The sequence below is a fragment of the Streptomyces nojiriensis genome (assembly GCF_017639205.1).
Lineage (GTDB): Bacteria > Actinomycetota > Actinomycetes > Streptomycetales > Streptomycetaceae > Streptomyces > Streptomyces nojiriensis.
The window spans coordinates 3,850,001-3,862,014 of record NZ_CP071139.1 but is presented as its reverse complement, the minus strand read 5'-3'; the positions used below and the strand labels follow the sequence as shown (position 1 = coordinate 3,862,014).

The 12,014-nt window shown below is 70.8% G+C and carries 12 protein-coding genes; 9 read left to right on the top strand and 3 right to left on the bottom strand.

Annotation, left to right across the window (positions count from 1 at the left end; genetic code table 11):
* Positions 1-36 precede the first annotated feature (36 nt).
* Positions 37-516: a metallopeptidase family protein gene (locus tag JYK04_RS17940; protein ID WP_373297393.1), complete on the bottom strand. Its 480-nt coding sequence runs from the start codon at positions 514-516 to the stop codon at positions 37-39.
* A gap of 90 nt (positions 517-606) precedes the next feature.
* Between JYK04_RS17940 and JYK04_RS17935 the strand changes: the two genes are divergently transcribed.
* The 6 genes from JYK04_RS17935 to JYK04_RS17910 all read left to right on the top strand — a co-directional run bounded on the left by JYK04_RS17935 (position 607) and on the right by JYK04_RS17910 (position 6,240).
* A complete protein-coding gene (locus JYK04_RS17935; RefSeq protein WP_189735614.1) occupies positions 607-981 on the top strand; it encodes a DUF3499 domain-containing protein in 375 nt (124 codons plus the stop codon).
* A 79-nt stretch (positions 982-1,060) separates the two neighbouring features.
* Positions 1,061-2,431: a phosphomannomutase/phosphoglucomutase gene (locus tag JYK04_RS17930; protein WP_202186068.1), complete on the top strand. Its 1,371-nt coding sequence runs from the start codon at positions 1,061-1,063 to the stop codon at positions 2,429-2,431.
* A 208-nt stretch (positions 2,432-2,639) separates the two neighbouring features.
* Positions 2,640-2,825, top strand: coding sequence for a Trm112 family protein (locus JYK04_RS17925; RefSeq protein WP_030015246.1), 186 nt, complete (start codon positions 2,640-2,642; stop codon positions 2,823-2,825).
* A gap of 90 nt (positions 2,826-2,915) precedes the next feature.
* Positions 2,916-4,049 carry an SIS domain-containing protein gene (locus JYK04_RS17920; protein WP_189748535.1) on the top strand — a complete coding sequence of 378 codons (1,134 nt, stop codon included), beginning with the start codon at positions 2,916-2,918 and terminating at the stop codon, positions 4,047-4,049.
* A 37-nt stretch (positions 4,050-4,086) separates the two neighbouring features.
* Positions 4,087-5,244: a mannose-6-phosphate isomerase, class I gene (gene manA, locus JYK04_RS17915; RefSeq protein WP_189748538.1), complete on the top strand. Its 1,158-nt coding sequence runs from the start codon at positions 4,087-4,089 to the stop codon at positions 5,242-5,244.
* 72 nt (positions 5,245-5,316) lie between these two features.
* Positions 5,317-6,240, top strand: a complete 924-nt coding sequence (locus JYK04_RS17910; protein ID WP_189748541.1) for a cation diffusion facilitator family transporter — start codon at positions 5,317-5,319, stop codon at positions 6,238-6,240.
* Between the two features lie 76 nt (positions 6,241-6,316).
* Here the strand turns inward: JYK04_RS17910 and lepB are convergent, their stop codons facing one another.
* Complete coding sequence (lepB, locus tag JYK04_RS17905; RefSeq protein ID WP_189748544.1) at positions 6,317-7,000, bottom strand: signal peptidase I; 684 nt, start codon at positions 6,998-7,000, stop codon at positions 6,317-6,319.
* A gap of 381 nt (positions 7,001-7,381) precedes the next feature.
* Between lepB and ahcY the strand changes: the two genes are divergently transcribed.
* Together ahcY and JYK04_RS17895 are read left to right on the top strand one after the other, a co-directional pair.
* Positions 7,382-8,818: an adenosylhomocysteinase gene (gene ahcY, locus JYK04_RS17900; RefSeq protein ID WP_189748547.1), complete on the top strand. Its 1,437-nt coding sequence runs from the start codon at positions 7,382-7,384 to the stop codon at positions 8,816-8,818.
* Positions 8,819-8,916: 98 nt separating this feature from the next.
* Complete coding sequence (locus JYK04_RS17895; protein WP_189748555.1) at positions 8,917-9,537, top strand: hypothetical protein; 621 nt, start codon at positions 8,917-8,919, stop codon at positions 9,535-9,537.
* A gap of 4 nt (positions 9,538-9,541) precedes the next feature.
* Here JYK04_RS17895 and JYK04_RS17890 read toward each other — a convergent pair whose 3' ends face one another.
* Positions 9,542-10,450, bottom strand: a complete 909-nt coding sequence (locus JYK04_RS17890) for an RDD family protein (RefSeq protein WP_189748550.1) — start codon at positions 10,448-10,450, stop codon at positions 9,542-9,544.
* Positions 10,451-10,564: 114 nt separating this feature from the next.
* Between JYK04_RS17890 and JYK04_RS17885 the strand changes: the two genes are divergently transcribed.
* Complete coding sequence (locus JYK04_RS17885) at positions 10,565-11,572, top strand: stage II sporulation protein M (protein ID WP_189748553.1); 1,008 nt, start codon at positions 10,565-10,567, stop codon at positions 11,570-11,572.
* Positions 11,573-12,014 lie beyond the last annotated feature (442 nt).

Genomic DNA, 12,014 nt, shown 5'->3' with positions numbered 1-12,014 from the left:
ACGGGGCACCCCCGGTACGCGGCAGCAGGACGGCTCTCAGTCCTGGCCGTACCGGGGGTCCACCGTCTCCGGCGAGAGCCCCAGCAGCTCCGCCACCTGCTCCACCACGATCTCGTGGACCAGCATCGCCTTCTCGTCCCGCGTCTTGGTCCGGATCTCCACCGGCCGCCGGAAGACCACGATCCGGGCGGGCCGGCCCTCGCGCGACTCCGACACCGCGCCCAGCGGCACCGCCTCGTCGTTCCAGCCGCCGTCCGGACCGCCCGGCGGCCCGGGCACGTCACCGATCAGGAACTCCACCTCGGCCAGCTGCGGCCAGCGCCGCTCCAGCCGCTCCACGGAATCCCGTACGAGGTCCCCGAACAGCTCCGACCGGCTTGCCGACAACGGCACCTGAGGAGGCGCCAGCGGACCGCGCATCCCGCGCCCGTGCCGGTCCCGCCGCCGCGGGCGGGGCTCGGTCCGGGCCCCCGCGGGAGGCTCGGCGGGACAGGGCGGAAGAGGGGTGTCGGTCACCCCCGCAGGGTAGCTCCGAGCACGACACGGGGGAGTGAGCGGAGGTGGAGTCGTCGCGGCCCGGTCAAGAGTGCGGTACCGTCCAACGTCGTGAGCCTTGTACGTCGCTGTTCGCGCACCGCGTGCGGCCGCCCTGCCGTCGCGACACTGACGTACGTCTACGCCGATTCGACCGCAGTTCTCGGCCCGCTCGCCACCTACGCCGAACCCCACTGCTACGACCTGTGCGCCGAGCACTCGGAGCGCCTGACCGCCCCACGGGGCTGGGACGTCGTGCGCCTGTCCGACAGCTCCGGGCCGTCCCGCCCCAGCGGCGACGACCTCGAAGCACTCGCCAACGCCGTCCGCGAAGCCGCCCGCCCGCCGGGACGCACGGCCGAGGCCGGCGGCCACGGCCAGGGCGGCCCGTCCACCGGCGAGACCCGTCGTGGACACCTGCGCGTCCTGAGATCGCCCGATTCCTGACGCTCCGGCGGTCTGAAGAGCTGCTCCTGGTTCAGGGTAGGTTTTGCTGAACCGCACAGGACCTTCAGGAGGGCAGGCAGTGGCCGCAGATCTTTCGAACATCGTCAAGGCGTATGACGTGCGTGGTGTCGTGCCGGACGAGTGGGACGAGTCCTTGGCCGGGCTGTTCGGTGCCGCTTTCGTGGAGGTCGTGGGCGCTGCGGCGATCGTGATCGGTCATGACATGCGTCCGTCGTCGCCGGGTCTGTCGGGGGCGTTCGCGCGGGGTGCGGCGGCGCGGGGTGTGGATGTGACGTTGATCGGTCTGTGTTCGACGGATCAGCTGTATTACGCGTCGGGTTCGCTGGGTCTGCCGGGTGCGATGTTCACGGCGTCGCACAATCCGGCGCGGTACAACGGGATCAAGTTGTGTCGTGCGGGTGCGGCTCCGGTGGGTCAGGACACGGGTCTGTCGCAGATCCGGGCTCTGGTGGAGAAGTGGTCGGACGAGGGTGCGCCGCCGGTCGCGGAGGGCACGGTTCCCGGGACGGTCACGGAGCTGGACAGTCTTCCCGGTTATGCGGCGCATCTGTTGGGTCTGGTGGACCTGGCGTCGATCCGTCCGCTGAAGGTGGTGGTGGACGCGGGCAACGGGATGGGCGGTCACACGGTTCCGACGGTGTTCGAGGGCCTGCCGTTGGACCTGGTTCCGATGTATTTCGAGCTGGACGGGACGTTCCCGAACCACGAGGCGAATCCGCTGGATCCGAAGAACATCGTGGATCTGCAGGCGCGGGTGCTGGCGGAGGGTGCGGATCTGGGGATCGCGTTCGACGGTGACGCGGACCGCTGTTTCATCGTGGACGAGCGCGGTATGGGTGTGTCCCCGTCGGCGGTGACGGCGCTGGTCGCGGCGCGTGAGCTGGCGCGCAATGGAGGCACCGGCACGGTGATCCACAATCTGATCACCTCGTGGTCGGTTCCGGAGGTCGTGCGGGAGAACGGTGGCACGCCGGTCCGGACCCGGGTGGGTCATTCCTTCATCAAGGAGGAGATGGCGAAGACGGGTGCGATCTTCGGTGGTGAGCACTCGGCGCACTACTACTTCAAGGATTTCTGGAACGCGGACACGGGCATGCTGGCGGCGTTGCACGTGCTGGCGGCGCTGGGTGGTCAGGACGGGCCGTTGTCGGGGCTGGTGGCTTCGTACGACCGTTATGCGGGTTCGGGGGAGATCAACTCGACGGTCGGTGACCAGGCGGCCCGTCTGGCGGCGGTGAAGGAGTCCTTCGGCGCCCGTGAGGGGGTCACGCTGGACGAGCTGGACGGGCTGACGGTGACGGGTGAGGACTGGTGGTTCAACGTCCGGGCCTCGAACACCGAACCGTTGCTGCGGTTGAACGTGGAGGCCCGTGACGAGGCCACCCTGGCCAGGATCCGCGACGAGGCCCTGGCCCTCATCCGCGCCTGAGGCACTGCGGCACTCAAGAACCGGGCTCCGCCGATCCAGCCCCGCCGGCGTTCGAGGCGCAGGGCCGGGCGGAGCCCGGTGCCCGGCGGAGCCGGGTTCCCCGGGGGCGCAGCCCCCGGGGCCCAACCCGCCCCCACAACACCGCACCGCCGCGAACTCGGCGGTACGCTGACCTCGCCCCACCCACATGCCCGAAGGGAAACGCCCCATGCCGCTCGAAGCCGGCCTCCTGCAGATCCTCGCCTGCCCCGCCTGCCACTCGCCCCTCGAGGACAAGTCGGCCGACGAGACGGCCCCCGAGCTGATCTGCACCGGCCAGGACTGCGGCCTCGCGTACCCGGTCCGTGACGGCATCCCCGTGCTCCTCGTGGACGAGGCCCGCCGCCCCGCCTGACCCCCTGCCGCGCGCCCCGCAACAAGGGCACACGCAGACGCTGAGACCGATTCCGCCACCCTGGATCCGTCAACACCGCCGGAGGCCGCCATGCTCGACGAGTCGCTCCTCGACGCACCGGACGATCTCGCCCGCGTCGACCGCAGGGGCCTGCTCCGCGGCGCGGCCGAGGCCGGAGCCAGAGTCCGTACCGCCGCCCGGCACGCGACCGAGGCCGGTCTCGCCGAGCTGCGCCCCGACGGCCGTCCGCGCTCCGTCCTGATCGCCGGGCCCGGCACCGCCGCCACCGGCGTCGCCGACCTGCTCGGCGCCCTCGCCGGAGCCTCCGCGCCCGTCATCCGGCTGGATCCCACCGGCGTCGCCCACGCGGCCGGCGCGCTGCGCTGGTCCCTGCCCGGCTGGGCCGGACCCGTCGACCTGCTGCTCCTCGCCACCACCGACGGCACCGAGCCCGGGCTCGCCGTCCTCGCCGAGCAGGCGTACCGGCGCGGCTGCACCGTCGTCGGTGTCGCCCCCGAGCGCTCACCGCTGAGCGAGGCGGTGGACGGCGCGCACGGGCTCCTCGTACCGATGGCCAAGGCCCCGTACCAGGAGTACGACGAGTCCGCCGCGGCCGGACCCGGCGCCCTGTGGGCCCTGCTGACGCCGCTGCTGCTGCTCCTCGACAAGGTCGGCCTGATCACCGCCGCCCCCGACACCCTGCAGCTCGTCGCCGACCGGCTCGACCGTACGGCCGAACGCTGCGGGCCCGCCATCGCCACCTACTCCAACCCGGCCAAGACCCTCGCCGCCGAGCTGGCCGACTCCCTCCCGCTCATCTGGAGCGAGGGCACCGGCGCCGCCCCCGCGGGCCGCCGGTTCGCCGCCACCCTCGCCGAGCTCGCCGGCCGCCCCGCCCTGGCCGCCGTGCTTCCCGAGGCACTGCCCGCCCACGGCGTCCTGCTCGCCGGATCCTTCGCCGCCGGTGCCGACCCCGACGACTTCTTCCGTGACCGGGTCGAAGAGCCCCAGGCCCTTCGCGCCCGCGTCGTCCTGCTGCGCGACCGGCCGGCCGGTGGCCTCACCGCCGCCCCCGCCGCACGCGAGCTCGCCCTCAGCCACGACACGGCGATCAGCGAGCTCGAACCGGAGGAGGGCGCCGAACTGGAGCAGCTCGCCGAACTCCTCGCCGTCACGGATTTCGCCACCGCCTACCTGGCGTTGGCTTCCGGCGGACACAGCTGAGGCACTGAAGTACCCAGCTCTATCCAGGAAGACGACGATGGACCGCCTGACGAACACGATCCGCCCCTACGCCTGGGGATCCACCACGGCCCTTCCCACGCTCCTCGGTGTCGAACCCACCGGTGAGCCCCAGGCCGAGATGTGGATGGGAGCCCACCCGGGCGCCCCCTCCCGCATCGACCGGGGAGCGGGCGAGCGGCTGCTCTCGGACGTCATCGCCGCCGATCCCGAAGGCGAGCTGGGCGCCGCCACCGTCGCCAGGTTCGGCCCCCGGCTGCCCTTCATGTTCAAGATCCTCGCCGCCGGCGCCCCGCTCTCCCTCCAGGTCCACCCCGACCTGCACCAGGCCCGGGCGGGCTTCGAGGACGAGGAGCGCCGCGGGGTCCCGATCGACGCGGACCACCGCAACTACAAGGACCCCAACCACAAGCCCGAAATGATCTGCGCGCTCACCGCGTTCGACGGGCTGTGCGGCTTCCGTCCGCCGCAGGAGGCCGCGGACCTCCTCGCCGGCCTGGACGTGGACAGCCTCAAGCCGTACGTCGACCTGCTGCGCGCGCACCCCGAAGAGGCCGCCCTGCGCGAGATGCTGACGGCCGTACTGACCGCGGACCGCGTCGAGATGGCCCACACCGTGCACGAGGTGGCCGTCGCCGTCACGCGCATCGGCGGCCGCTACACCCCGTACGCCACGCTCGTCCACCACTTCCCCGGCGACCCGGGCGTCATCGCGGCGATGCTGCTCAACCACGTCCGACTCCAGCCCGGCGAGGCGATGTTCCTCGGCGCCGGCGTCCCGCACGCCTACATCGACGGCCTCGGCGTCGAGTTGCTGGCCAACTCGGACAACGTGCTGCGTGCCGGGCTCACCCCCAAGCACGTGGACGTGCCCGAGCTGCTGAAGATCGCGAAGTTCGAGCCCGGCGACCCGAACCTGCTGCGCCCCGAGGGCGACGCCGAGGAGGTCTACGAGACCCCCATCGACGAGTTCCGGCTCTCCCGCTTCCTCCTCGCGCCCGGCGGCGCCCCCCGCGTACTCCCGCACGACACCCCGCAGATCCTGCTCTGCACGGCCGGCTCCCCGCGGGCCGGCGAACTGGCCCTGGCCCCCGGCGAGTCGGTCTTCGTACCGGCGGGCGAAAAGGTCGAACTGTCCGGAAGCGGGACGATCTTCCGTGCCACCGTGGTGGTCTGACGTCGCGTCCCTCCCACCGGCTGCAACAATGTGCGGCCGGTAGTCAGTGGCTAGGAAGGACACCCTGCACCCATGAGCGCGTCGGGCGGTACCAAGGCGATCGTGGCGGCACTCGCCGCCAACCTCGCCATCGCTGTAGCCAAATTCGTGGCATTCCTCTTCAGCGGCTCCTCGTCGATGCTCGCGGAAAGCGTCCACTCACTGGCCGACTCCGGGAACCAGGGACTGCTGCTCCTCGGCGGCAAGAAGGCACAGCGCGAGGCGACGCCGCAACACCCCTTCGGGTACGGGCGCGAGCGCTACATCTACGCCTTCCTGGTCTCCATCGTGCTCTTCACCGTCGGTGGCATGTTCGCCATCTACGAGGGCTACGAGAAGATCCACGACCCGCACGAGATCACGCACTGGTACTGGCCCGTCGGTGTCCTCCTCTTCGCGATCATCGCGGAGTCCTTCTCCTTCCGCACCGCGATCAAGGAGTCGAACGAGATCCGGGGCGAGCAGACCTGGACCCAGTTCATCAGGCGGGCCAAGGCCCCCGAGCTCCCCGTCGTCCTGCTGGAGGACTTCGGCGCGCTCGTCGGCCTGGTGCTGGCCCTCGGCGGTGTCGGCCTCGCCCTGCTGACCGGCAACGGGGTCTGGGACGGCATCGGCACCCTGTGCATCGGCATCCTGCTCATCGTCATCGCGATCGTCCTGGCCGCGGAGACCAAGTCCCTGCTGCTCGGCGAGGCCGCCGGCGTCGAGGAAGTCGAGAAGATCAAGGCCGCGGTGGTCGACGGGGACGTCGTCACCCGCGTGATCCACATGCGCACCCTGCACCTGGGCCCGGAGGAGCTGCTGGTCGCCGCCAAGATCGCGGTCGAGGGCAACGACACCGCGACCGAGGTGGCCGACGCGATCAACGCCGCCGAGGCCCGCATCCGCGCGGCGGTCCCGATCGCCCGGGTGATCTACCTGGAACCCGACATCTACCGCCCCGAAGCCGCCAAGTAGACGAGCGGCCAAGAGCCATGAACGCCCGAAGGCCCCCGCGAGCAGCAGCCCGCGGGGGCCTTCGAGTTGTCGTCGCCTACGGCTCGTCGACGTGCACGGCGCCCCAGACGGGCCCCGCCGGTACCGGCTGCTTCTTCCTCCGCGCCACCAGTGCGGCGATGCCCAGCCCGATCCCCACGGGCAGGGCCAGCGTTCCGACGCTCGACACCAGGCCGAGGACCCCCATGAGCACGCTGTCCTCCTCGGCGATCCGGAGCCCGGTCACGGCCGACACCGGCAGCGTGCCCTGCTGGAGCTCCGAGTAGTAGCGGGAGTCCGCGGAGTTGCCGCGGTTGTCACCCAGGATGAAGACCCGGCCCTGTGGCACCGAGACGGCGAAGGCAAGATCCGGAGCCCCGGGAGCGTCGTCCAGTACGTAGGGCTCTTCGAGCGGCCGCCCGTTCAGGGTCAGGGTGCGGTCCCCCTTCGCGTAGGCGATGTGGTCGCCCCCCACCGCCACCACGCGCCCGAGGTTCGGCCCCGGCCCCTCCCACCCGACGGGGTCGTAGGTGACGACGTCGCCGCGGTGCACCTCGGACGGATGCCTCTTCACCATGACCAGGTCCCCGTGGGGCAGCGTGGGCAGCATGGCGGCGCCTTCATAGCTGTGCACCTTGAACTGACTCACCATGAGCGCGAGCGCGATGCCGTTCAGCGCGACGCCCAGGATCAGAAGGGTGATCGCCCATATGCCCCGTTTGCGCCCAGGTCTGTTCTTCATGACTCCGAAACCCCTCCCACCAGTGCGAACGGCCGGAAGACTACGGTCTGGCCGAAACCGCGCCACTGCTGGGTCCCGCTCACCGGATCTTCCCCGGTACCCCCAGGTCGACGCCCCGTCAGGAGCGGCCCCCGACCGTTCGCCGAAGCCGGTGCCCGTGAATCCCCGCCCGGCTTCTTCCTCGTCCGACTGGGGCTCGCTGCGCCGACCGGTGTAGATTCGTGCCCAGTGTCAGGCGTCGCTGCTGATGGCGGGTCGGGCGGTCCCTGCGACCGGCCGAGGGGAGAGAGGACCCCCGACGGACTGTGCTCGGTGTCCCGTCCCCAGGACGGCGCACGGCCCAGCCGTACCCACCCTCTCGAACCATGAGGAGCAGCACCCATGGACTTCAAGGTCGCAGACCTCTCCCTTGCCGCGTTCGGCCGCAAGGAGATCACCCTGGCCGAGCACGAGATGCCGGGTCTGATGTCGATCCGCGCCGAGTACGCGGAGGCGCAGCCCCTGGCCGGCGCCCGCATCACCGGCTCGCTGCACATGACCGTGCAGACCGCCGTACTCATCGAGACCCTCGTCGCCCTCGGCGCCGACGTCCGCTGGGCCTCCTGCAACATCTTCTCCACCCAGGACCACGCGGCCGCCGCCATCGCGGTCGGCCCGAACGGCACCCCGGAGAACCCGCAGGGCGTCCCCGTCTTCGCCTGGAAGGGCGAGACGCTGGAGGAGTACTGGTGGTGCACGGAGCAGGCGCTGACCTGGCCGAACACCCCCACCGGCGGCCCGAACATGATCCTCGACGACGGTGGTGACGCCACCCTCCTCGTCCACAAGGGCGTCGAGTTCGAGAAGGCCGGATCGGCCCCGGACCCGTCGACGGCGGACTCCGAGGAGTACGCCCACATCCTCACCCTGCTCAACCGCACCCTCGGCGAGTCCCCCCAGAAGTGGACCCAGCTCGCCTCCGAGATCCGCGGCGTGACGGAGGAGACCACCACCGGTGTCCACCGCCTCTACGAGATGATGTCCGAGGGCACCCTGCTGTTCCCGGCGATCAACGTGAACGACGCCGTCACCAAGTCGAAGTTCGACAACAAGTACGGCTGCCGCCACTCCCTGATCGACGGCATCAACCGCGCCACCGACGTCCTCATCGGCGGCAAGGTCGCGGTCGTCTTCGGCTACGGCGACGTCGGCAAGGGCTGCGCCGAGTCCCTCCGCGGCCAGGGCGCCCGCGTCATCGTCACCGAGATCGACCCGATCTGCGCGCTGCAGGCGGCGATGGACGGATACCAGGTCGCCACCCTCGACGACGTCGTCGAGACGGCCGACATCTTCATCACGACCACGGGCAACAAGGACATCATCATGGCCTCCGACATGGCCAAGATGAAGCACCAGGCCATCGTGGGCAACATCGGCCACTTCGACAACGAGATCGACATGGCCGGCCTCGCGAAGGTCGACGGCATCGTCAAGGACGAGGTCAAGCCCCAGGTCCACACCTGGACGTTCCCCGACGGCAAGGTCCTGATCGTCCTCTCCGAGGGCCGCCTGCTGAACCTCGGCAACGCGACCGGCCACCCGTCCTTCGTGATGTCGAACTCCTTCGCGGACCAGACCCTGGCCCAGATCGAGCTCTTCACCAAGCCGGAGGAGTACCCGACCGAGGTCTACGTGCTCCCGAAGCACCTCGACGAGAAGGTCGCCCGCCTCCACCTCGACGCCCTCGGTGTCCGCCTCACCACCCTGCGCCCGGAGCAGGCCGCGTACATCGGCGTCCAGGTCGAGGGCCCGTACAAGCCGGACCACTACCGCTACTGATCACCAACTGATCGACCGCGGACGTACCTGAAGCAGGCCCCCGGCACCCGTGCCGGGGGCCTGCCCCTTGTCCCTCGACCCCGAGAAGAGTGCGCACCATGCCCCGCGGCCGCTACTCGCTCCACGACCCGCACGACCACACCCCGCTCGGCGAGGAGCACTTCCACTGCGCCCCCGGGCCCTCCGGCTGGCGCTACGTCTCCCAGCTCACCGGCCCGGACGGCGACCACCGCGGCTCCGTGGACCTGGCGATCGACGAGCTCGGCCGCCCCATCCGCATGGAGCTCAACGCCGCGAGCTGGCAGGTGCGCGGCGCCGCCATCGACGGCGTCACCTGGGTCCGCACCGATCCCACCGGAACCGAGGCCACCGAGGGCAACATCGCCGCCCCCGGCTTCACCGGCACCTCCCCGGCCTTCCTCGTCGCCACGACCCGCCTGCTCCGCCTGACCCCCGGCGCCCCCGCCACCCGCGTCCGGCTCCTGGCCCTCACCGATCCGGTCCTGGCACCCCGTACGGTCGACCAGGCCTGGGCCCTCGTCGCCCGCCGGGAACACCCCACGGACAGCGGCCCGCTGCTGGTGGACGAGTACCAGGTAAGCGCCCTGGACACGGGCGAGGTGCACACGATCCACATCGCCGGGGACGTGGTGCTCTCGGCCCCCGGCATCGAACTCGAACACCTGGAGACACCGCCCTCGGTCTTCGAGGAGCAGTGATCCTTCAGGCGGGCGGCGCGAACCCGCCGGCGCGCGGAGCCTCCGCGGGCGCCGCGGGCGCCACGGGTGCCACGGGTGCGGGAGCCACGTAGGGGACCGGTGCCACGACCGGAACCGGCTCCGGTACCGGCGCGGGTGCGAACCCGGAGCCAGGACCGACGGCGGACGGCCGGAACGCCCGGGCGGCGTCCCGCGACTGCCGCTCGTGCACCACGGCCATCAGGAACGCGGCGGCCGGCACCCCGGCCGGCGGCGGCGCCCCCGTACGCGCCACCAGATCGTCCGCGAGCCGCACGGCCATCGCGGCGCCCACCTGCGGATCCAGCTGGTTCATCCGCGTCAGGTACTGGCGTATCGCCAGCCACAGCCCGTCCGGCACCGCCGACAGGTCCAGCCCGGTGAACCGCCCCGCCAGCCACGGAGGCGGCGGAGGCACCGGCATCACCCGGGTCCCCGGCACCCGCTCCCGGACCACCAGGGTCCCCGCGAACACGTCCCCGAGCCGCCGCCCCCGCGCCGACGCCAGTGAGGCGATGCACGCGATCGACCCGAAGGTCAGGATCAGCTCCACGACCCCCAGGGCCCCGCGCACCAGAGCGTGCCGGAACCGGATCGGCCCGCCGTCGTCCCGTACGACCCGCAGCCCGCAGGCGAGCTTGCCGAGCGAACGCCCGTGGGACAGGGTCTCCACCGCGATCGGGACGCCCACCAGGAACAGCAGGAAGCTCGCCACCGCGACGGCCGCCTGGGCGGCGTCGTCCAGCGAGGCGGTGGCCATGGTCAGCCCGACCGAGATGAGCACGTATCCGGTGACGTACACGGCCAGGTCCAGGAGGATCGCCAGCCCGCGGCTCGGCAGCCGCGCGGGCCTGAGCCCCAGGACGACCGCGTCCCCCGTCACCAGATCGCTCACCACAGCACCTCTCATGTGACCTGCCCCCGCCCCTACGGCCTCCAGTCTGCCAAGCTGACCACACTAGGAATAGGCAGTGGCCAGGGGACCTGGGACAGGGGAGCGGCAAACCGGATGGATCTCGACGTCTTCGTGACCGCACACCGTGCCGAGTGGGAACGCCTGGAGCAGCTCCTGGGCCGCGGCCGCAAGCTCACCGGCGACGAGGCCGACGAACTCGTCGCGCTCTACCAGCGCACCTCCACCCACCTCTCCCAGATCCAGTCCAGCGCCCCGGACCCGATGCTCACCGGCCGGCTGACCCAGCTGGTCGCCCGCGCCCGCGCCACGGTGACGGGCACCCGCCGGGCCGGCTGGCGCGACGCCGCCCTCTTCTTCACGGCGGGCTTCCCCGCCGCGGTCTACCGCAGCCGCCGCTGGTGGATACCGACGGCCCTGCTCTCCACGGCGCTCGGCGTACTCATCGGCTGGTGGATAGCCACGCACCCGGAGGTCCAGAGCGCCATCGCGGCCCCCGATGACCTGAAGGCGCTCACGCAGCCGGGCGGCCAGTACGAGACGTACTACTCCAGCCACCCCGCGGGCTCCTTCGCCGCCCAGGTCTGGACGAACAACGCCCAGGCGGCGGCGATCTGCCTGGTCCTGGGCGCGTTCCTGGGGCTACCGGTGCTCTGGATCCTCTTCCTGAACATGGCCAACCTCGGCGTCGGCCTCGGCCTGATGGCCTCCGCCGGCCGCCTCGACGTCTTCCTGGGCCTGATCCTTCCGCACGGCCTGCTCGAACTGACGGCGGTCTTCGTGGCTGCGGGCATGGGGCTGCGCCTGGGCTGGACGGTCATCGACCCGGGCCCCCGCACCCGCCGCGCGGCCCTGGCGGAACAGGGCCGCACCGCCCTCGGCATGGCCATCGGCCTCGCGGTGGTCCTCTTCATCTCGGGCCTGATCGAGGGCTTCGTGACCCCGTCGGGCCTCCCCACCTGGGCCCGCATCACGATCGGCGTCGCAGCCGAGGTCGCCTTCCTGCTCTACGTCTTCATCCTGGGCGGCAGGGCCGCGCGCGCCGGCGACGTGGGCGACGTGGAGGAGGCCGACCAGACGGCGACGCTCCCGACCGCGGCCTGATGTGCGTACAAGCCTGTTGAGCTGCTAGTCTCCTCGTCGTCCCGCGAAGACCGTTGACACGGAGCGCGCGGGGAGGTAGATTCGAACGGTTGCCTCGAACTGGACAAGTTCGGCAGCGATGGTTTAAACTCTCTCTCACCCCCAAAAGGAATTGAATTCCAGTGGGGTACAACCGACTCCTCATTCAGGAATCCGAAGCCGGGAAATCCGGTGGAGAACTTCTGGTAGAGTCGGAATCGCCGGAAAGGGAAAGCGCGAAAGCGAAAACCTGGAAAGCGCCGAGGAAGTCGGACACGAAAGAGTCTGATAGAGTCGGAAACGCAAGAACAGAACGAAAGCCCGGAGGAAAGCCCGCGAGGGTGAGTACAAAGGAAGCGTCCGTTCCTTGAGAACTCAACAGCGTGCCAAAAATCAACGCCAGAAGTTGATACCCCGTCCACTT